The sequence below is a fragment of the Rhodococcus mengyinensis genome (assembly GCF_048381435.1).
Lineage (GTDB): Bacteria > Actinomycetota > Actinomycetes > Mycobacteriales > Mycobacteriaceae > Rhodococcus_F > Rhodococcus_F opacus_D.
Window position 1 is genome coordinate 15,587 of the sequence record NZ_JBLWIT010000013.1, and the last position, 17,603, is coordinate 33,189.

Annotated in this window: 21 protein-coding genes and 2 pseudogenes; 17 read left to right on the plus strand and 6 right to left on the minus strand. The window is 68.7% G+C overall.

Features of this window, described 5'->3' with window-relative positions:
* Nucleotides 1–16: 16 nt before the first annotated feature.
* A complete protein-coding gene (locus tag ACNJ7E_RS01075) occupies nucleotides 17–214 on the minus strand; it encodes a hypothetical protein (protein ID WP_237720423.1) in 198 nt (65 codons plus the stop codon).
* A 559-nt stretch (nucleotides 215–773) separates the two neighbouring features.
* On the opposite strand from ACNJ7E_RS01075, the gene ACNJ7E_RS01080 reads away from it, so the two are divergent.
* The 5 genes and pseudogenes from ACNJ7E_RS01080 to dnaJ all read left to right on the plus strand — a co-directional run bounded on the left by ACNJ7E_RS01080 (nucleotide 774) and on the right by dnaJ (nucleotide 6,198).
* Nucleotides 774–1,817, plus strand: coding sequence for an alpha/beta fold hydrolase (locus ACNJ7E_RS01080; RefSeq protein WP_418338809.1), 1,044 nt, complete (start codon nucleotides 774–776; stop codon nucleotides 1,815–1,817).
* Nucleotides 1,736–1,933 (plus strand): alpha/beta fold hydrolase, encoded by a 198-nt coding sequence (locus tag ACNJ7E_RS01085; RefSeq protein ID WP_337464691.1) that lies wholly within the window; start codon nucleotides 1,736–1,738, stop codon nucleotides 1,931–1,933. The genes ACNJ7E_RS01080 and ACNJ7E_RS01085 overlap by 82 nt, the downstream gene beginning before the upstream one ends.
* A 174-nt stretch (nucleotides 1,934–2,107) precedes the next feature.
* Nucleotides 2,108–3,991, plus strand: coding sequence for a molecular chaperone DnaK (gene dnaK / locus ACNJ7E_RS01090; protein ID WP_418338810.1), 1,884 nt, complete (start codon nucleotides 2,108–2,110; stop codon nucleotides 3,989–3,991).
* Nucleotides 3,988–4,776 (plus strand): annotated as a pseudogene (grpE, locus tag ACNJ7E_RS01095) (nucleotide exchange factor GrpE); the annotation flags it as partial. The gene dnaK and the pseudogene grpE, both read left to right, overlap by 4 nt.
* 231 nt (nucleotides 4,777–5,007) lie before the next feature.
* A complete protein-coding gene (gene dnaJ, locus ACNJ7E_RS01100) occupies nucleotides 5,008–6,198 on the plus strand; it encodes a molecular chaperone DnaJ (RefSeq protein WP_418338812.1) in 1,191 nt (396 codons plus the stop codon).
* A gap of 17 nt (nucleotides 6,199–6,215) precedes the next feature.
* On the opposite strand, the gene ACNJ7E_RS01105 is transcribed toward dnaJ, so the two are convergent.
* Complete coding sequence (locus ACNJ7E_RS01105) at nucleotides 6,216–6,683, minus strand: DUF4383 domain-containing protein (protein ID WP_418338814.1); 468 nt, start codon at nucleotides 6,681–6,683, stop codon at nucleotides 6,216–6,218.
* Nucleotides 6,684–6,811: 128 nt separating this feature from the next.
* Complete coding sequence (locus ACNJ7E_RS01110; protein WP_418338815.1) at nucleotides 6,812–7,303, minus strand: hypothetical protein; 492 nt, start codon at nucleotides 7,301–7,303, stop codon at nucleotides 6,812–6,814.
* A gap of 704 nt (nucleotides 7,304–8,007) precedes the next feature.
* Between ACNJ7E_RS01110 and ACNJ7E_RS01115 the strand changes: the two genes are divergently transcribed.
* The 6 genes from ACNJ7E_RS01115 (at nucleotide 8,008) to ACNJ7E_RS01140 (ending at nucleotide 11,042) form a co-directional block, all read left to right on the plus strand.
* Entirely contained in the window at nucleotides 8,008–9,441 is a 1,434-nt protein-coding gene (locus ACNJ7E_RS01115) for a WS/DGAT/MGAT family O-acyltransferase (protein ID WP_418338826.1), read from the plus strand.
* Nucleotides 9,442–9,516: 75 nt separating this feature from the next.
* Nucleotides 9,517–9,729 (plus strand): hypothetical protein, encoded by a 213-nt coding sequence (locus ACNJ7E_RS01120; protein ID WP_418338816.1) that lies wholly within the window; start codon nucleotides 9,517–9,519, stop codon nucleotides 9,727–9,729.
* Nucleotides 9,730–9,793: 64 nt separating this feature from the next.
* Nucleotides 9,794–9,958 (plus strand): hypothetical protein, encoded by a 165-nt coding sequence (locus tag ACNJ7E_RS01125; protein WP_418338817.1) that lies wholly within the window; start codon nucleotides 9,794–9,796, stop codon nucleotides 9,956–9,958.
* A gap of 67 nt (nucleotides 9,959–10,025) precedes the next feature.
* Nucleotides 10,026–10,166 carry a hypothetical protein gene (locus tag ACNJ7E_RS01130; RefSeq protein ID WP_418338818.1) on the plus strand — a complete coding sequence of 47 codons (141 nt, stop codon included), beginning with the start codon at nucleotides 10,026–10,028 and terminating at the stop codon, nucleotides 10,164–10,166.
* A gap of 21 nt (nucleotides 10,167–10,187) precedes the next feature.
* On the plus strand, nucleotides 10,188–10,526 hold the full coding sequence (locus tag ACNJ7E_RS01135) for a hypothetical protein (protein ID WP_418338819.1): 339 nt from the start codon (nucleotides 10,188–10,190) through the stop codon (nucleotides 10,524–10,526).
* 75 nt (nucleotides 10,527–10,601) lie between these two features.
* Nucleotides 10,602–11,042 carry a DUF1931 family protein gene (locus ACNJ7E_RS01140; protein ID WP_418338820.1) on the plus strand — a complete coding sequence of 147 codons (441 nt, stop codon included), beginning with the start codon at nucleotides 10,602–10,604 and terminating at the stop codon, nucleotides 11,040–11,042.
* Nucleotides 11,043–11,369: 327 nt separating this feature from the next.
* Here ACNJ7E_RS01140 and ACNJ7E_RS01145 read toward each other — a convergent pair whose 3' ends face one another.
* Both ACNJ7E_RS01145 and ACNJ7E_RS01150 read right to left on the minus strand, forming a co-directional pair.
* Nucleotides 11,370–11,762 carry a hypothetical protein gene (locus ACNJ7E_RS01145; protein WP_418338821.1) on the minus strand — a complete coding sequence of 131 codons (393 nt, stop codon included), beginning with the start codon at nucleotides 11,760–11,762 and terminating at the stop codon, nucleotides 11,370–11,372.
* 57 nt (nucleotides 11,763–11,819) lie between these two features.
* The gene (locus ACNJ7E_RS01150; protein ID WP_157234240.1) at nucleotides 11,820–11,993 is read right to left on the minus strand and encodes a hypothetical protein; all 174 of its coding nucleotides are present in this window, start codon (nucleotides 11,991–11,993) and stop codon (nucleotides 11,820–11,822) included.
* Between the two features lie 167 nt (nucleotides 11,994–12,160).
* Here ACNJ7E_RS01150 and ACNJ7E_RS01155 point away from each other — a divergent pair.
* From ACNJ7E_RS01155 to ACNJ7E_RS01170, 4 genes and pseudogenes are all read left to right on the plus strand, one after another.
* A pseudogene (locus ACNJ7E_RS01155) lies at nucleotides 12,161–12,267 on the plus strand (ParA family protein); the annotation flags it as partial.
* Nucleotides 12,267–13,124 (plus strand): ParB/RepB/Spo0J family partition protein, encoded by an 858-nt coding sequence (locus ACNJ7E_RS01160; protein WP_418338822.1) that lies wholly within the window; start codon nucleotides 12,267–12,269, stop codon nucleotides 13,122–13,124. The pseudogene ACNJ7E_RS01155 and the gene ACNJ7E_RS01160, both read left to right, overlap by 1 nt.
* 478 nt (nucleotides 13,125–13,602) lie before the next feature.
* A complete protein-coding gene (locus tag ACNJ7E_RS01165; protein ID WP_418338823.1) occupies nucleotides 13,603–14,322 on the plus strand; it encodes a hypothetical protein in 720 nt (239 codons plus the stop codon).
* Nucleotides 14,319–14,621 (plus strand): hypothetical protein, encoded by a 303-nt coding sequence (locus ACNJ7E_RS01170; protein WP_418338824.1) that lies wholly within the window; start codon nucleotides 14,319–14,321, stop codon nucleotides 14,619–14,621. The genes ACNJ7E_RS01165 and ACNJ7E_RS01170 overlap by 4 nt, the downstream gene beginning before the upstream one ends.
* Nucleotides 14,622–15,202: 581 nt before the next feature.
* Here ACNJ7E_RS01170 and ACNJ7E_RS01175 read toward each other — a convergent pair.
* Nucleotides 15,203–15,361, minus strand: coding sequence for a hypothetical protein (locus tag ACNJ7E_RS01175; protein WP_418338825.1), 159 nt, complete (start codon nucleotides 15,359–15,361; stop codon nucleotides 15,203–15,205).
* 137 nt (nucleotides 15,362–15,498) lie between these two features.
* Here ACNJ7E_RS01175 and ACNJ7E_RS01180 point away from each other — a divergent pair, with 137 nt between their 5' ends.
* Complete coding sequence (locus ACNJ7E_RS01180; RefSeq protein ID WP_418338827.1) at nucleotides 15,499–15,912, plus strand: SRPBCC family protein; 414 nt, start codon at nucleotides 15,499–15,501, stop codon at nucleotides 15,910–15,912.
* 437 nt (nucleotides 15,913–16,349) lie between these two features.
* On the plus strand, nucleotides 16,350–17,594 hold the full coding sequence (locus ACNJ7E_RS01185; protein WP_489686813.1) for an IS30 family transposase: 1,245 nt from the start codon (nucleotides 16,350–16,352) through the stop codon (nucleotides 17,592–17,594).
* Nucleotides 17,595–17,603: the final 9 nt, after the last annotated feature.

The following is a 17,603-nucleotide window of genomic DNA, read 5'->3' on the forward strand; positions in this document are numbered from 1 at the left end:
TGCGCTGCGAGGACGGTCAGTCCTCGTCGCGGCGGGCGAAGCATTCGGTGGCCGGGGTGAATCCCGGCCGGGTGAGCATGTCGATGTCCGCCCACCCGTCGTCGCCGAACACCACCGAATCGGTGTGCCAGACCAGGCTGACGTTCTCACAGCCGTGCGCGAGGATCAGGTATTCGTAGTTCTTCAGTGCCACCAGGGTTTCGTCCGTCATCATCGCCACCACCCCTGACTCCGTGTGGTGCGGGCGCCGTCCGCCCGACCCTGCCAGGGCGGTTCCATTATGCCACTAGATCTACCACAAATGAAGGAGAAAATCTCACCATATCGAAGCGGCTGCCTCCGAGTAGGTAGGTGGAGAATGTCCGCGGATTCGGCTGCACCCGCCTGCCCCGCGGCCACATGCGGTGAGCACTCGACGGCTGCCGTGGGCCGCCAGGACCGGGCACCACCAGCCGGCTCCCGGTCTGAACGCGGGTGCACCACGACATCGATGCGGCCGGCCCGGACGGGCACCTATGCAGTGGGATTCACTGATCACATTTGTCGGGAAGCTGCGATATCAGATCGGCGCCAAAGTGCCTTACCGCACCCACTTTTGCCCCACAGGGAGGGAAGGATTTCGGTGCCGATCGTTGTTGTACGAGTGAATCACCGTTTACTTAGGAGAGGAGATGACCCGGTGGGGTGACACGGACGCAAGGTTCGCTGCAGCGGTGGGATGACGCGGTGGGCCGGGCCTGGCGGCGGCACTGCCGACCGCGGTGCATGACGGTGTGCTGGCACACCGGCAGGTGAGCGTGGTGTTCGACGTCGTCGGCCGTGGCCGGTGGGTGGTGCGCACCCGGTTCGGCACGGTCAGCGTGGACACCAGAATTCCGGCGCGGCCGACGGCCACGATCACCGCCGACCCGGCCGCGGTGACGGCGCTGCTGGCCGGGCGGTGCAGCCTGGTGTCCGCGTTCCTGACCGGGGCACTGCGGGTGCGGGGAAGCATGAGCACGGTGCTCGCCCTCGGCGGCGTCCTGGCCCCAGCGGCGGACCTGCCGACCCGGGCCCGGGTCCGGGAGACCTCCGTGTTCGGGGTGCGCACCGGCTACCTCGACGCCGGTCCCCCCGGCGGGCCGCCGGTGGTGCTGCTGCACGGCCTGGGTGCCACCAACGCGTCAATGCTGCCGGTGCTCGCCGACCTGGCCACCGAGCATCGGGTACTGGCCCCAGACCTGCCCGGATTCGGGTCGTCGGCGGCACCGAACTGGGACTACGACCCGGTGCAGTTGCAGCGCTGGCTGCGCGCGTTCCTCGACACCGTCGACGCACCCGCGAGTGCGGTGATCGGGCACTCGCTCGGCGGCCGGTTCGCCCTCGAACTCGCCCTGCGCAACCCCGACAAGGTCCGTTCCCTGGTGCTGCTGTGCCCGGCGCTGGCCTTCCGGCGGCGGCAACTCACTGCACTCGCCCGCCGGATCCCCGCCGATCTCGCCCGGCTGCCGATCGCGTTTCCGCACCGGCTGCTGCACGAGGGCACCCGAGGCGCCTACCGGACCCTGTTCGCCGACCCGGACCGGGTGCCCCGGCACTGGTTCGACGCCGCCGCCGACGAATGGGAGCTCACCCTGCGCGACACCGGCCACCGGCGGGCCCTGTGGTCGGCCACCCTCGGCCTCTACCTGGACGAACCGTTCGGCGACCGGGGCTGTGGAACCGTGTGGCGCAGCTGGCGGTGCCGACCCTGTGCGTGTGGGGCGCCGACGACCCCCTCGTCCCGGCGCGCTTCGCCGACCACCTCACCGCCACCGCCCCGCAGGTGCGGTCGGTGACCCTGCCGGACTGCGGGCACCTGCCGCAGTTCGAATGGCCCGAGGCCACCGGCGCCCTGATCGACGACTTCCTCACCCGCACCGCCCGCCACCCCCGCACCGCCGCGACCGCCTGACACGGTACCGCCGGCAAGACGCTCCCCCGGTCCCTGAATTTGCTGGAGAAAACATACTGTGTTTGCGGCATATTTTCTTGACCTAGGTTGTTGTAAGGAGAGAAAATTGAACTGTCAACGGAAGGGCTCGGCGGGTGCGCCGACGGTGCGCCCGGGGTGTGAGGAGGGAACGTCATGGCACGGGCGGTGGGAATCGACCTGGGCACCACCAACTCGGTGGTGTGCGTGCTCGAGGGCGGCGACCCGGTGGTGGTCGCCAACTCCGAGGGCTCACGCACCACCCCGTCGGTGGTGGCATTCGCCAAGAACGGGGAGGTGCTGGTCGGCCAGCCCGCCAAAAACCAGGCCGTGACGAACGTCGACCGGACGGTGCGGTCGGTGAAACGGGAAATCGGCACCGACTGGCATGTCAAGATCGACGACAAGAACTACACCGCGCAGGAGATCAGCGCCCGGGTGCTGATGAAACTCAAGCGGGACGCGGAATCGTATCTGGGTGAGGACATCACCGACGCCGTGATCACCGTCCCCGCCTACTTCAACGACGCCCAGCGTCAGGCCACCAAGGAAGCCGGCCAGATCGCCGGGCTGAACGTGCTGCGGATCATCAACGAGCCCACCGCGGCCGCCCTGGCCTACGGCCTCGACAAGGGCGAAAAGGAACAGACCATCCTGGTCTTCGACCTCGGTGGCGGCACCTTCGACGTCTCGCTGCTCGAAATCGGCGAGGGCGTCGTCGAAGTCCGGGCCACCTCCGGTGACAACCACCTCGGTGGTGACGACTGGGACGACCGGATCGTGAAGTGGCTGGCCGACAAATTCAAGGCGAGCAGCGGATTCGATCTGACCAAGGACAAGATGGCGATGCAGCGACTGCGGGAGGCCGCGGAGAAGGCCAAGATCGAACTGTCCTCCTCGCAGAGCACGTCGATCAACCTGCCCTACATCACCGTCGACGCGGACAAGAACCCGCTGTTCCTCGACGAGCAGCTCTCCCGCAGCGAGTTCGAGAAGATCACCTCCGACCTGTTGGACCGCACCCGGGCCCCGTTCCAATCGGTGATCAAGGACGCGAAGATCTCCGTGGGCGACATCGACCACGTGGTGCTCGTCGGTGGTTCCACCCGGATGCCCGCGGTGACGAATCTGGTGCGCGAGCTGACCGGCGGGAAGGAACCGAACAAGGGTGTCAACCCGGACGAGGTCGTCGCCGTCGGTGCCGCGCTGCAGGCCGGTGTCCTCGGCGGTGAGGTCAAGGACGTGTTGCTCCTCGATGTCACGCCGCTCTCGCTCGGTATCGAGACCAAGGGTGGGGTGATGACCAAGCTGATCGAGCGCAACACCACCATCCCGACCAAGCGGTCGGAGACCTTCACCACCGCGGACGACAATCAGCCGTCGGTGCAGATCCAGGTGTTCCAGGGTGAGCGTGAGATCGCCTCGCACAACAAGCTGCTCGGCTCGTTCGAGCTGACCGGGATCGCGCCGGCCCCGCGGGGGGTGCCGCAGATCGAGGTCACCTTCGACATCGACGCCAACGGCATCGTGCACGTGACCGCGAAGGACAAGGGCACCGGGAAGGAGAACACGATCCGGATCCAGGAAGGGTCGGCGCTGTCGAAGGAGGATATCGACCGGATGATCCGCGACGCCGAGGCGCACGCCGCCGAGGACAGCCGCCGCCGGGAGGAGGCCGAGACCCGCAACCAGGCCGAGTCGCTGGTGTACCAGACCGAGAAGTTCATCAAGGACAACGAGGACAAGGTGCCCGCCGACGTCAAGGACAAGGTCCAGTCCGCGATCAAGAACGTCCAGGACGCGTTGGCCGGCACCGACATCGGCGCGGTGAAGACCGCAGTGGAGAAACTGGGCACCGAGTCCCAGGCCCTCGGCCAGGCCATCTATGCCGCCCAGGCCGCCTCGGAAGGCGGGACGGGCGGGGGCGACGGCGGCGCCGGCGCGGCCGCCGGAGCGGGTGCGTCGGGGAACGGGCAGGGCGCCGACGACGAGGTCGTCGACGCCGAGGTGGTGGACGAACCCCGGGAGGGACACCGATGAACACACCACACGACGAGCAGCAACGATCCGAACAGGCCGGTCGCGGCAGGGGCAACGGGCGGCAGCCGCCCCGCGAACCGATCGCGATCACCGACCGACGCCGTATCGACCCGGTCACCGGCCGGGTCCGCGAGGACACTCCCGGATCCCGGCCCCCGCACACGGACCGAGGAGCGAAACCGACGCTGGGCGAGAAGGCGGGCACCGCGCCCCGGGTACCGGGAGCCCCGCGGCCGGAGTCCCGGCAGACCGACGCCGACCGGGTGGCGGAACTGACCGCCGATCTGCAGCGGCTGCAGGCCGAGTACGCCAACTACCGCCACCGGGTCGAGCGGGACCGGGCCGCGGTCGCCGAGAACGCGAAAGCGACGGTCGCCACCGCGTTCCTCGGTGTTCTCGACGACCTGGACTGGGCCCGCGAGCACGGCGACACCGCCCGCGAGCCCCTGCACAGCCTGTACCGCAAGATCCGGACCATCCTGGCCCGGATGGGGGTGGCCGCGTTCGGCGAACCCGGGGACCGCTTCGATCCCACCCTGCACGAGGCCGCCAGCCACGAAGGCCACGGCACCGACCTGGTGGTCGACACCGTGCTGCGCCGCGGCTACACCGTCGGTGTGCACAAGGTACTGCGGACCGCGTTGGTCACCGTGATCGACCGCGAGCAGTACGAGAACAACGACCCCGACGATCCATCAGAACCCCAAGAGGCGCCCGGGCCGAGCCCGTCCGATGCCTCGCCGGACACCGGTTCGGCCGACCCTGATCCGCCGGCCGACCCGGATCCACCACCGGCGGACATCGGTTCAGCCCCGCCGGTCGTCCCGAACCCGCCGGTGGGCACCGACCCCTGGTCGGAGGCCGCAGCGGATGGGGACCCCGACGCCGGGCCCGAGAACCGGGGTCCGGACCCGAACCCCTACCGCTGCGGGTGAGGTGCACCGAGACCGGGCGCCCTGGTGGCGGTGGTCGGTCGACGGTGATGCACCACGGACGAGGGAGGGAGGAGATTCGCTGTGACGCAGCAGGAGTGGATCGAACGCGACTTCTACGCCGACCTGGGTGTGCCCTCGACGGCGTCGGCGGAGGACATCAAACGGGCCTACCGCAAGCTGGCCCGGCAACTGCACCCGGACGCCAACCCGAACGACCAGGCGGCCGGAGAGCGGTTCAAGGCGGTCAGCGAGGCGCACGCGGTGCTCTCGGACCCGGCCAGCCGCGCCGAGTACGACCGGACCCGGCAGCTGTACCGGTCCGGGGCGTTCCGGCGGGCCGGCACCCGCTCCGGCGCCGGCGGCGGCGGCGGGCCGGCCGGCGGAATGGGCGGGTTCGACCTCTCCGACCTGTTCGGCGGCGGGAGTTCCTCATTCACCTCCGGCGAGGCCGGGTTCGGTGACGTGTTCGGGGATCTGTTCCGCCGCAGCGGCACCCGCACAACCGCGTCCCGCCCGCGGCGGGGCAGCGACGTCGAGGCGCAGACCCGGCTCCCGTTCCGGCAGGCCGTCACCGGGGTGGTGTTGCCGCTGCAGGTCAGCGGGCCCACGGTGTGCACCAGCTGTCACGGTAGCGGCGCCCGGCCCGGAACCCAGCCGCGGCGGTGCCCCTCGTGCGGCGGCGCCGGAACCCTCACCCGCAATCAGGGCGGCTTCGGGTTCAGCGAATCCTGCGACGACTGCCGCGGCACCGGGGTGATCGTCGACTCCCCCTGCACGGACTGCCAGGGCACCGGGGTCGGGCACCGCACCCGCACCATCAACGTCCGCATCCCACCGGGAGTGACCGACGGCCAACGCATCCGGCTGCCCGCGCACGGCGAGCCCGGGCTGCGCGGCGCCCCGTCGGGGGACCTGTACGTCACCGTCGGGGTGGACCCGGATCCGGTCTTCGGCCGCGACGGCGACGATCTCACGGTCACCGTGCCGGTCGGCTTCGCCGAACTCGCCCTCGGCACCACGATCTCGGTGCCCACCCTCGACGGTCGGGTCAGCGTGAAGATCCCCGCCGGCACCCCGTCCGGTCGCACCTTCCGGTTACAAGGTCGCGGCGTCCCCCTCCGCGGCCGGGCGCCGGGCGATCTGCGGGTGACCGTGCAGGTGGCGGTGCCCGCCGGGCTCGACCAGAGGGCCATCGATGCCCTGCGCGCCTACGAGAAGGCCGAGAAGGCCGCCGGATTCGACCCCCGCACCACCTGGCCCGGCCGCCGGTAGAGGTTGAGGGTCTTCGATTACGGTGTCGCCGTGGTCGTCCCGGTGGTGCGCAGCCGCGGCAGCAGCAGGCCGAGGACGACCATCCCCAGCCCGAGGGCGAAGTGCAGCCAGTTGTCCGCGGTGTTGACCGGCACGAAGTTTGCGCTGCTGTCCTTGTCGATGACCAGCCCGTAGAGCCACAGCACCAGATAGATGATGCCGCCGACGACGAGGAAGCCCTTCGCGGTGGTGGGCGTGCGCGCCGACGCGATCCCGGCGACCCCGAACAGCAGATGCACGAGGTTGTGCAGGATGGACACCTGGAAGATGCCGAGCAGTGCGGCCTCGGAATGATGGCCGGCGAAGGTGAGGGTGTCGTAGTCGGTGGTCATCCCGGGGATGAACCCGAGCACCCCGACCCCCAGGAACACCGCACCCACGAGCAGGGCCGCCGCCTGGACCGGGGTGGCGAACAGGGAACCACGCTGGGCAGGTTGTGCGGACATCGCCGAACCTCCTTGTCTCGATCGGAAGGTGGACTCATCGGAGAAGCCACTGACCGGAATACCCGAGAGCCCGACCCCGAACCCGAGAGACCGAGAACTACATCTAGTCCGGGGGCGGACCGGGGACCCTATTCCGGTGGTGGGTCGGGCAACGCCGGGGTGGGAGCGTCGAGCAACGAGTTGAGCCAGGTCAGCGCCTCGATGAGGGCGGTGACCCGCACCTCGGAGTCGGGTTCACGTGCGGCGGCGCCCAGGTGCACCCGGGCGGCGGCGGGGTCACCGGCCAGCAGGGCCAGCACCGACCGCGCCACCCGGGCCTGCCGCGGGGGAAGCTGCCGGGCATCGACGACCTGCCCGGCGCCGGTGCGGACCTCGAGGACGAACGCCTCCCCCTCGGCGGCGCGGCCCAGCCGGGCCACCGCCACGTCGGCGATCGCACCCGTCAGCCAGGTCAGCACACCGCCGTAACAGCTCCCGGGCCCCGGGACGATGTCGGGCGGCGCCGCCAGCGAGGACAGCTCCCGGCCCAGCGTCGCGTACCGGTGTTCGGACGCCAGCGTAAGCAGGCGCCCGGCCACTTCCGCCTCCGGGCGGAAACGCCCCTCGAGATCGGACCCCATGCGCGTCGTGTACCCATCCCCACCGCGTACACACGCCTTTCCCGGGGCATCGGCGCATCGAATCCGGGTCGCATCCGTGGGCCGGTTCCGCACCGGGTCGGCCGCCGATCGGCGCGATCCGGTGCCGCCACAACACCTGCGCCCCAACGTCATACGCGAGGAACCGCGCCCGGTCCGATGGTGCGGGGTACGTCGTAGTCGATGCTGTACCTGCTTCCTCTCGGGCGCCGCGAACAGGCCCGGGTAGAGCGTGCGGCGTAGTCGATACCATGCCTGCCTCCTCTTGCTCGGTGGTGTAGGGCGGGCCCCTCCGGGTCCGGCCCGCTCTGCCCGATGCGGGTGTGCGGTAGCCCACGCGACGTGCCGCCGGAATCGGACAAACCAGCCGAATTCGGGCATGCGATGCCACGCACCACGCCGCCCGGGTTGCGCGGCGAGCCGAGCACGCCAGCGGTCCGTGCGCATCCGCGGTACGGCGCGCGTTTCGGCATTCGCGCTGGTGCACCGGGTGGCAAAATTATGCTGGACGGACGTTCAAGTAGCACAACTCGGGCGGATTGCTGTACAAATGATGTCAACGACACTTACTTGTGACTCATATCACACCTGTTTGTGATGTGGGTTCACGGATGAACGTTTGTTGTGCAACCGCCGGCCCGGACCCCGCCGACGGGCGCACCCGGGGAGAAATGGGTTCTGTGCCGATGTTGTTGCCGATGTCGCCGACCGATGCGTTGTTTCTGGTGGGGGAATCCCGCGAGCATCCGATGCACGTGGGTGGGCTGGCGGTGTTCACCCCGCCCGAGGGCGCCGACGCCGGGGCGGTTCGGGAGATGTTCGAGGCCGCCGTCGACGACGAGCAGGTCGCACCGTTGTTCCGCAAACGTGCCCGCCGGTCGCTGACCTCGCTGGGCCAGTGGGGCTGGGACACCGCCGGGGACGTCGACCTCGGTAATCACGTCCGCCGGGACGCCCTCCCCCGGCCCGGGGGTACCGAGGAGCTGTTGACCCTGGTCTCCCGGCTGCACGCGACCCTGCTGGATCGGTCCCGACCGCTGTGGGAGATGCACCTGATCGAGGGCCTGGCCGACGGCCGGTACGCGGTCTACACCAAGATCCACCACGCCCTCGCCGACGGCGCGTCGGCGATGACCCTGTTGCGGCGCAGCATGAGTGAGGATCCGGACCGCCGCGGCATGCCCGCCCCCTGGCACCCCACCCGCGGCGAGGGCGCCCGCGCCCGGCTGAGCACCCCGGTCGCCGGGAACCCCGCGCCCGGCGCCCTGACGTCCGTCCCGAATCCGCTGACCCTGCCCGGGCAGGCGCTGCGGGCCGCCCGCGGTATGGCCGGGGAGATCGCCGGTCTGGCGCCGGCGGTGGCCGCGGCGGTGGAGCGGGCCCGCCGCGCCCGGGGCGGCCCGTGGGCGCTGAACGCCCCGCACACCGTGCTCAACGTCCCGATCGGCGGGGCCCGGCACTTCGCCGCCCGCTCCTGGCCGCTCGAGCGGGTCCGTCTGCTCGCCAAACACGCCGACGCCACCGTCAACGACATCGTGCTCGCCCTGTGCGCCGGTGCGCTGCGCCGGTTCCTCGACGGGCTGGGCGCGCTGCCGGCCGATCCGCTGATCGCGATGGTCCCGGTCAACCTCCGCGGCTCCGCGGCCGACCAGGATCGGGCCGGGAACCGGGTCGGGATGCTGATGTGCAACCTGGCCACCCACCTGCCCGTCCCCGCCCACCGGCTCGAGACCATCCGCACCTGCATGCGCGAGGGCAAGGCGGCGTTGCGGAGCATGAGCCAAGCCCAGCTACTGGCCCTGAACGCCCTCGGCGCCGCCCCCCTGGGGTTGGAACTGCTCACCGGCCGCCGCGGTCCGCAGCGGCCGCCGTTCAACCTGGTGATCTCCAACGTCGCTGGACCGTCCACCCCGCTGTACTGGAACGGCGCCCGGCTCGACGCCCTGTATCCGCTGTCCATCCCGGTCACCGGACAGGCACTGAACATCACCTGCACCAGCACCGACGACCAACTCGTCTTCGGCCTCACTGGCTGCCGGGCGGCCGTGCCGAACCTGCACCCGATGCTCGACCACCTGCACACCGAACTCGACACCCTCGACACCGTCGTCGGCCTCTGACCCCGCCACTGCAGCGGCGACGAACCACCGATCGACCGATTCACCGCACCAGATCCGGGAGAAGGGACACCGCCCATGCACCCCACCACCACCCTGACCGGCCACCGCACTCCCGAACTGGACCGAACGCGCCCGGCCGGGCGGCTGCGCCCCGGCATGGTGATCGCCGCCGTCGCCGCGGCCAGTGTGACCGGCCCGGCCTGGATCGTCACCGGATCGCTCGTCGCGGCCGCCGTCATCGCCGCCGCCACCCTGGCCGCGGTCACCGCCGCCGCCCTCATGATCTGAAACAACTTTACCGACAGAGCATTTCACCGAACTTCACCGAAATCGCACAAGGACGCCGCCCGCCATGAGTGCCCCCACTGCCCATCGAACATCCGCCGCCGGTTCCCGGACCGCCGCGATCAGTACCGCCGAGATCAAGGCCCGGCTCGCCGCCATGTTCGCCGACGAACCACCTCCCGACGATCCGGATCCGGGGTCCCCGACGGTGACGCCGACACAACCCCATTGATCTGCGCCCGACCCGTCAGTACCGGCCACACCGATCCGGCCGCATCTCCGAGGAGGAACCTGCTCTCGTGAACACCAACGTCGCCCTGCTGCTGCTTGTTCTCGCCGGCGGAATCGGCGGCACCGCCGCCGTCCAGGCTGCCCTGACGCGTCCGGCCAGTCGACGCCGCGGCCGCGGCCGCGCGGTCCCGTTCCACCCCGGCGGCTGAGGATCGCAAGGAGGAAACCCGATGGGAGTGATCAGCGCTGCCCGCACCCTGTTGCGGGTGCAGTACGAGATCGTCCGGGCCCCGATGTCCGTCCTCGACGAGGCCGTGCTGCCGGTCGTCTTCGACGACGGCGCCCCGGCCCGGTTGGCGTGCGAGCACCTTCTGATCGGCTGTGACCGCGCCGCCGCCCGCTGGCTCGCCGACACCCCCGCGGCCGCCCGCGCGGACCGGCTGCGCCGGCGCAGCGCCCCGACCCGCTACGCCCTCGCCCGCGGTCGCCGCCGGACCCACCTGGCCACCGACGCGGTCCTGGCCCGGCACCGGGCCCGGTTCGAACAGCGACGCCACGCCGCCATCTGACCGGGGACACACGCCGAGGCTTCGGCCGAACGCGCCGCCGGTGTCGGGCCGGAAGGGACGAACCAGTTGACCGTCATGACAGTGCCCACCTTCCAGACCGTGTTCCGGGAGACGGCCGGTCTCGTCGTCAACGGCAGCGACCTGCCCCGCTGCAACGCAGTCCTGACCCACAGCCTCTACCGGCTGCTGCTGACCGGGCAGGCCAGCGCCGCCCGACACCGCCGCTACATCATCGAACCCGGCGACCTCCCGATCACCCGCGGACTCGAGGAGAACATCACCGACTTCAGCCAGCTCGGGCAACACCTCGATCCGGAGCGGATCCTCGCCCAACTCGCCACCTACAGACCGCTCGACCGGATCCCCGCCTCCGACACCGAGGCCCGCTTTCCCGACCTGGTCGGCGGGCTGGCCGTCACCCTGGCCCGCACGTTCACCGTGACCGCCCCGGGACTGACCCGGCCCGGGCCCGCGCACTGGGAGACCGTCCGCGCCCTCACCGACCTGTACCTATGATCCGCCCGGACCACACCCGGTGTCCGCGCATTCGGTCGACGACGCCGGAACACTTTCGGCACTATGGGTGTGAACTCCGGTTGCGGATAGTCGACGGCCGTAGGAGAGGGGTTGCCATGGTTCGTCCACGCCCAGTACGTGGGCGCCGCTACTGGGAGCAGCAGGTCTCGGCTGAGCAGCACACCCACCGACACACCGACAACTCTTCTCCCCCGCCTGCAGAAAACCCAGCCTCGCTGGTCGAGCACTGTCACCGCGGCCGGAAGAACGAGGACTGTAGTGTCTGCGACGGTGTCGAGCACGCAGAGTGACTGCAGTCCTTAGGGGTCAGGGGCACACGGGTACGACCAGGGTGTAGATCTGCTGCGTCTGTTCCGGGGTGGGTGCGGTACCGCGGTTCTCGGCCAGCTCTGCGATCGTCGCGATGACGGTCTGCTCGTCGATGCCGTTGGCGAGGTCGATGCAGGGTTCGATAACGATGTGTTTGATCGACGCGTCGTTGCGGTTAACCGCCAGCTCCGGGTATCGGGCACGGAATGCGGCGACGAAAGCGTTGAGGTCGGCATGGTAGCGGGCCATCACCGCGGCCCGGTCCATCTCCTCCACGGCGCCGGTGGTCTCGGAGGTGGCCGTGGTTGCGTCGGGATCGGGATCGGAGCTGCAGGACACCAGCACACCGACCGTGGCCGCGGCGAGACCGATCACACGGGCGGACTTCATCACCGCAGGCTAATGCGTAACCCCGGGCAACGGCAGGCGAAGCCGACTGAGGCGGGATCAGCCGTTGATCGGTTCGCCGATCGCGACAGGTCCGGGGCAACCCGGGGTGGCGCACTCGTACAGGTCGGTCTCGATCAGCACGCCGCCCAGGCTGGCATAGACGTAGTGCCGGAACGCAGCCTGACCGCACGTCACACAGTCCTGATCGATCTGAATCCACTCGCCTCCCACGGGACGAATCCTAAGCGGACGCGACTGCCCAGCGGCCGGTCGGTGCGTGGATTGACGGGCGAAGCTCGCCTGTGGCAGGAGGGTCAGCCGGCCGGAGGCCGACTTCCGGCCGTAGGGCGATCTCGCCGGTCAGCATTGCTGCGGGAAACCCACGGCGATGACTCGGGTCGGACGGCCTGGTAGTCACCGAATACCCGCCAACCGGGTGGCGCTGCAGGCCCGGGAAGACTTCTACCGGCTCGCTCTAGAGCTGCGGATCGATGGTGGTCGGTGATGGCACGCGGCACCCGCACCAACCTCGCGACCCTCGCCGGCGACAACTCCCCCGTCGACCGTCCCACAGTCGGCGGGACACCGACCAACGTGCCGCCGGGCGAACTCGCGCCGAACCCCCGCAACCCGCGTGACGACCTCGGCGACCTCGCAGCCCTGGTCTCGATCACCGGCACCCAGCTTCAACCCGCTCTGGTGGTCACCAGGTCGGCCTACTTGCGGCTGTACCCCGAAGACGAAACCGAGATCGGTCTCGCCCGCTGGATCGTGATCAATGGCTGCCGGCGCCTTGCCGCCGCAGCCAATTTCGGCCGTCCGGCCCTCGACATTGTCGTCAAAGACGAAGTCGCCGAGGATCGGATAACGCTGCTGGCAGCAGCGGTCATCGAGAACGTCGGCCGGCGGGACTTCGACGTCATCGAAGAAGCCAAGGCCGTCGAACTGATGGTCGCCGAATGTGGGACCGTCGAGAAGGCAGCCCTCAAGCTCAACAAATCCAAGGGCTGGATTTCACAACGACGGGCGCTGCTCAAACTCGCCCCTGAACTCCAAAAAGCCATTCGTACAGGTGAACTCGCGATCCGTACCGCGCGCTCCCTCGCGCAAGTTCCGCACGCGGAACAAGTCGACAAGTGGCAATCCGAGCGGCAGCGTGGAAATCAGGCAGACACGAGCGACCAGGACAGCACTCCAGCCGATCGAAAATCTGACCGTCCCGCGGTGACTGCCGCGAAGGTCACTCGCGCGTTCCGGCGCATGGAGGCCGATCCGGTGACCCTTGCCGACGCACTGCTCGAGTACCTCGACGAGGATGGCTTGCACGCACTGCTCGAGGTCCTCACCAGTCCCCGATCCTGATCGCCCTGTGCCGGTGTTGTTTACCGCGGTTTACAACACCGGCACTGTGGGTCACCGTGAAGTACGCGCCTGTCACTGACAAGAATGCAGTGGCGGTCGGTGCCGCGTCTCGTGCGGACTACCTAACGCTTCCAACGACGCCCGCACATTTCGTCGGCCCTCCCTACTTCTGCCCATTTCTATTGTGAGCAGTAGCTGACGGTTGAGGTCGTTCGCTTCGTCAGCTGTTACCGGCGCCGCCCGAGAAGGCAAAACGGGTTGAGCGCCGTTTTGCGGTCACCAGGGTTCGTTTTGGCCATGGCCATACCGGAAACCTCCAGATGGCACGGCAACCCGGCGATCACCATCAGTGGCCCGGCGGCAGGCTATCCGTATGCTGCGACACGACCACCGTTCGCTGTGCGCGGGGGCTGGTAGACAGACCAGGTGGTTGAACGCTCAGATCCGGGAGGCCTCGATGCCGCGACGATCATCGTGGATGAGTACGACGGCGGCCGCCCTGGGTGGAGAGCTGGCACGCATCGGGCTAACCGTCCCCACCGACCAACTCGAGGTCCTGCTCACCGAACGAGTAGCTGCCGTAGCGGAGCAGATGCACATCACCGAACGCACCGCCCGCCAGTACTTCGACCACGACACACTGCGCACCCTCGCCCGCGACCTGGCCCTGATCATCAAAGATGAGGCGCCCGGCGCCGACCTACTGGCCCTGCCCCGCACCACCGCCATGCCTCTGGCCACCCTCGGTGCGACGATCGCCGCCCTCGTCGAAGTCACCGCCCTCGGCGGCGCCGACAAAGATCCCGACGAGCCGGCAACGGCGATGGCACTGATCTCCACGCTCGGCGTCCTGGCCAGAGACCACGACGGGGACCTCCCCGCCGTCTGGGTGCCCGAGCCGCGCCGAGGACTGCGACTGCCTGCCGTGCCGGATCGAGCGGATACGTCGGCAGCGTTGGGAGCGGCGGCAGCGGTTCTGCCCCGACATGCCGGGCGACCCTTCGGTCACGCCGACCGCTGCGGCTCGCTAAGCGCGGCCCTCGTATTGGCGGATCGTGCGAACCACAACGGGCCGAGTGAGAGCGTGCGTCGACGTTTTGGTGGCAGAATCACGGCGTGGCGCCTGGAGAGGGAGAGGTTCCGTTCGCCGTCCTCAATGACGGGCGCGTCATCAGTGCGCGGTTCCGCACCACCGTGACACCGCAGCCGCCGTCCAGCCTGAGCGATCCAGAGACGACCCACTGGACGCTCGTACTCGACGGCCGCGAGTTCGCGGTGGCTGGGCACGAGTACGGCCAGCTGCCCATCAGCGCCGACTGGACCGGCGGCGGCAAGGCGCCGCTTTCGGCGCACGCCGATGGGGACGGTCACGTCGTGCGCTACGACTTCTTCTACTTCCACCACCTGGGGTGCGTATCCGGGCCGGTCGCGCTGACGTTCGACGTGCGATCCATGACCGTCGTGGTCGAGGCGGACTTGAGCTTCGAACCTGATTGACATCACGCTGGGTTGGTGGATGACGCGGATACATCAGCAGCGACGGGAACGCCGGGCACGGTTCTGCCCCGACATGCCGGGTCACCCTTCGGTCAGCCGACTTGCTGCGGCTCGCTAATCGCGCGGCCCTCGTACTGACGGATCGTCTGGCGGATCGGCTCAGCCGCCACCTTGTAGATATCGACCACCGTACTCGCTCAAAGACCTCGCAAAAGCACTCGGTGACCGATTCCCCGACCCACCCGACACCGGCCGGAAAACCCTGGTCCGGACCGAAATCGGCCGCAACGTCGAACTGTTCGACCGCACCCGGGAATGGGCCTACGCCGAGATCCGGAAGCGGCCGTAGCCGGTCGCGGGACACGGAGATCTCGGCTGGCCGCGCGCTACTCGATGACGAGGAGGCGGCCCGGCGAGCCGACGACCTGGATCGGCACCCTGCTCGTCCGGACGGTGATCGCCCGGGACTCTCACCGGACACAGCGCCGAGGGGTCCTACTCCTCGACGAACAGCAGGAGCGTTGTCAACGTCGGCAGCGCGAACGCAATTACCCGAACGCGCCGCTACGAACGGGTTGCGCTCACTGGGCTCTACCCGGCAGGTCGATCTCGGCGGATACCTCCTTGAGGCGGCGTGTGGCTCTTTCCAACTGACCCTCGAGTTCGAGGATTTCCACCACCAGCTCGTCCCGCTCCGCGAGCCAGTCGGTAACCTTGCGCTGAGGGGATTTCGTCTTCATCATTTCACGATACGCCCAGGTCATCGGCCGATGGCCACCCCAAGTGCCGACCCCTTTTGTTGCGCTGCGTGAGCTCCATTACCCGCACACCCGGTGCCACAACCACCGAAGCAGTCAACGTCGCTGTCCCGATCCGCGTGGCCTATGACCAATGGACCCAGTTCGAGTCGTTTCCTCAGTTCATGGAGGGGGTGAAGGAGGTTCGGCAGATCGATTCCACCACAACCCAACATTGCCGGGCAGAGCAGGGAATTCAACGCCACGACATGTCGAAGTTCAAGGAGTTCATCGAAGGGGGTGAGGATGATCTCGCGCCGGGGCCGCGCGGGGCCCGAGGAGGTGGGTTCGATCGTTCGTCCTCGGTCCGCGCGCGACGGGTGACGGCCCTCGGCCGAAGGGGTCAGCGGTCGAGGGTCTCGCCGCCTGCGGACTGCCGTCGAGCCGCGGGCAGCGTACGGGTGGAGTACCCCGAACCGGACGTAATATGCGCGCCCCGCCGGCAGATGGTCTTCCACCACGTCGCACCATCGCGGCATGACATCCACAGATAACCCTGGACGGCGGGTGGGCGCGGTCAGGACTCGTCGGGAAGGGCGTCGTCGGGGCGGTCGACGTTCCCGCACCAGGCGCCGGTTTCGGTGCCGCGCGCACGGCTGCGTTCCCGGCGAGGCCAGGTCCGTCCTGGCCGGAGCACGCCCCGACATGGCATTCCGACATCTCCAGCACCGTCGAACGGTGCCGGCCCCGGCCAGGGCACAACGTCACCACTCATCCCGACCAGACAGAGGACGCCGCTATCTGGGCGCCGCTTGCCGGATCTCTTGCCGTACGATCCCCTACCTCGGTATTGCGCACCCCGACACGGCATCGGGCAGATCCGGATGACGCCTAGTTGGGTGTGGTCACCTGAGTAGGCCCCAGTTCGGCCACTGATCGTCAGGCGGATTCCAGTGAACGTCGCAACACCCGACGCTAATCGGAGGTTGCGATGCACGACTCGACACAGCCCAACAGTGGGCACCCCGGTGTTGCTCTGACGGAGAAGCGGGAACAGTTCGCTCGGCTGATCCGGCAAGGGGTTGGTAACTCCGAGGCGTGCCGCCGTGTCGGAATCAACCGCCGGACCGGGACACGATGGCGGTTCGGGCGCACAATCACCAATACGGCCGGCGAGCCGGTGCACTATCCGCCAGTGACTTCTGACGTTCGCACGCGGCCTCGCTCGCCCCGCTACCTGTCCCTGGACGAGCGGATCATGATCGCAGATCTCCGCCGGGCCGGCTGCGGTGTCCGCGCGATCGCATCCGAGCTCAACCGATCACCGTCGACGATCAGCCGGGAGCTACGCAACAACGCCACCGACAATGAGTACCGTCCGCACGCTGCCCAGCGGCTGGCCGTGCACCGGATCGGGCGCCCTCGCGCCCGCCGCCTCGATACCGACGCCGTCCTGGGCGCGCACGTCGCACAGTTGCTCAGCGACCTGAAGTTCAGCCCGGAACAAGTCGCGCATCAGCTCCGCGTCGATTTCCCCGGCCAACGAAACCGGCATCTGTGCCCGGAGAGCATCTACCAGGCGATTTATGACCAACGGTGCGGCCTGACACGGCCCGCGAAACGGTCCTTGCGGACCGGCCGATACCGGCGTCGCCGCCGCCTGTCGGGCTTGGAACGTCGCGGCCGGTTGACGAATATGACGATGATCGACCAACGACCCGACGAGGCGGCCGACCGCAGCGTGCCCGGGCATTGGGAAGGTGATTGCATCATGGGAGCGGGGAACAAGACGGCGATCGGCACGCTGGTCGAACGACGAAGCCGGTACTGCATGCTGATTCACCTTCCCGGCCGAAACCGTGCCCAGGAACTTCGTGACGGCATCGCGGCGGCGATGGCAGCACTGCCGCCGCAGCTTCGGAAGACCCTGACCTGGGATCAGGGCAAGGAGATGGCATTGCACCAGCAGATCTCCGCCGAGACCGGCCTGGACGTGTTCTTCTGTGACGCCCACTCGCCGTGGCAGCGCGGCAGCAATGAGAACCTCAACGGGCTTCTGCGTCAATACTTTCCCAAGAGCAGCGACCTCGGCATCTATACGCCGGAGCGTCTGGTCGAGGTTGCCTCCCAGTTGAATAGTCGACCCCGCAAGACCCTGGAGTGGGCAACTCCGGTCTCGCTTCTTACTGAGATACCGTCATCCCACGACAGGCCCAACTGTTGCGACGTTCGCTAGATTCTGCCC

Excerpts from the sequence above, each read along its gene's own strand:
- ACNJ7E_RS01125 (WP_418338817.1), top strand. The coding sequence starts at position 9,794 with ATGAGTGCCCCCACTGCCCATCGAACATCCGCCGCCGGTTCCCGGACC.
- ACNJ7E_RS01115 (WP_418338826.1), top strand. The coding sequence starts at position 8,008 with ATGTTGTTGCCGATGTCGCCGACCGATGCGTTGTTTCTGGTGGGGGAA.
- ACNJ7E_RS01075 (WP_237720423.1), bottom strand. The coding sequence starts at position 214 with ATGATGACGGACGAAACCCTGGTGGCACTGAAGAACTACGAATACCTG.
- ACNJ7E_RS01110 (WP_418338815.1), bottom strand. The coding sequence starts at position 7,303 with ATGGGGTCCGATCTCGAGGGGCGTTTCCGCCCGGAGGCGGAAGTGGCC.
- ACNJ7E_RS01185 (WP_489686813.1), top strand. The coding sequence starts at position 16,350 with ATGCACGACTCGACACAGCCCAACAGTGGGCACCCCGGTGTTGCTCTG.
- ACNJ7E_RS01175 (WP_418338825.1), bottom strand. The coding sequence starts at position 15,361 with ATGAAGACGAAATCCCCTCAGCGCAAGGTTACCGACTGGCTCGCGGAG.
- ACNJ7E_RS01105 (WP_418338814.1), bottom strand. The coding sequence starts at position 6,683 with ATGTCCGCACAACCTGCCCAGCGTGGTTCCCTGTTCGCCACCCCGGTC.
- dnaK (WP_418338810.1), top strand. The coding sequence starts at position 2,108 with ATGGCACGGGCGGTGGGAATCGACCTGGGCACCACCAACTCGGTGGTG.
- ACNJ7E_RS01120 (WP_418338816.1), top strand. The coding sequence starts at position 9,517 with ATGCACCCCACCACCACCCTGACCGGCCACCGCACTCCCGAACTGGAC.
- ACNJ7E_RS01145 (WP_418338821.1), bottom strand. The coding sequence starts at position 11,762 with ATGAAGTCCGCCCGTGTGATCGGTCTCGCCGCGGCCACGGTCGGTGTG.
- ACNJ7E_RS01165 (WP_418338823.1), top strand. The coding sequence starts at position 13,603 with ATGAGTACGACGGCGGCCGCCCTGGGTGGAGAGCTGGCACGCATCGGG.
- ACNJ7E_RS01135 (WP_418338819.1), top strand. The coding sequence starts at position 10,188 with ATGGGAGTGATCAGCGCTGCCCGCACCCTGTTGCGGGTGCAGTACGAG.
- ACNJ7E_RS01140 (WP_418338820.1), top strand. The coding sequence starts at position 10,602 with ATGACAGTGCCCACCTTCCAGACCGTGTTCCGGGAGACGGCCGGTCTC.
- ACNJ7E_RS01160 (WP_418338822.1), top strand. The coding sequence starts at position 12,267 with ATGGCACGCGGCACCCGCACCAACCTCGCGACCCTCGCCGGCGACAAC.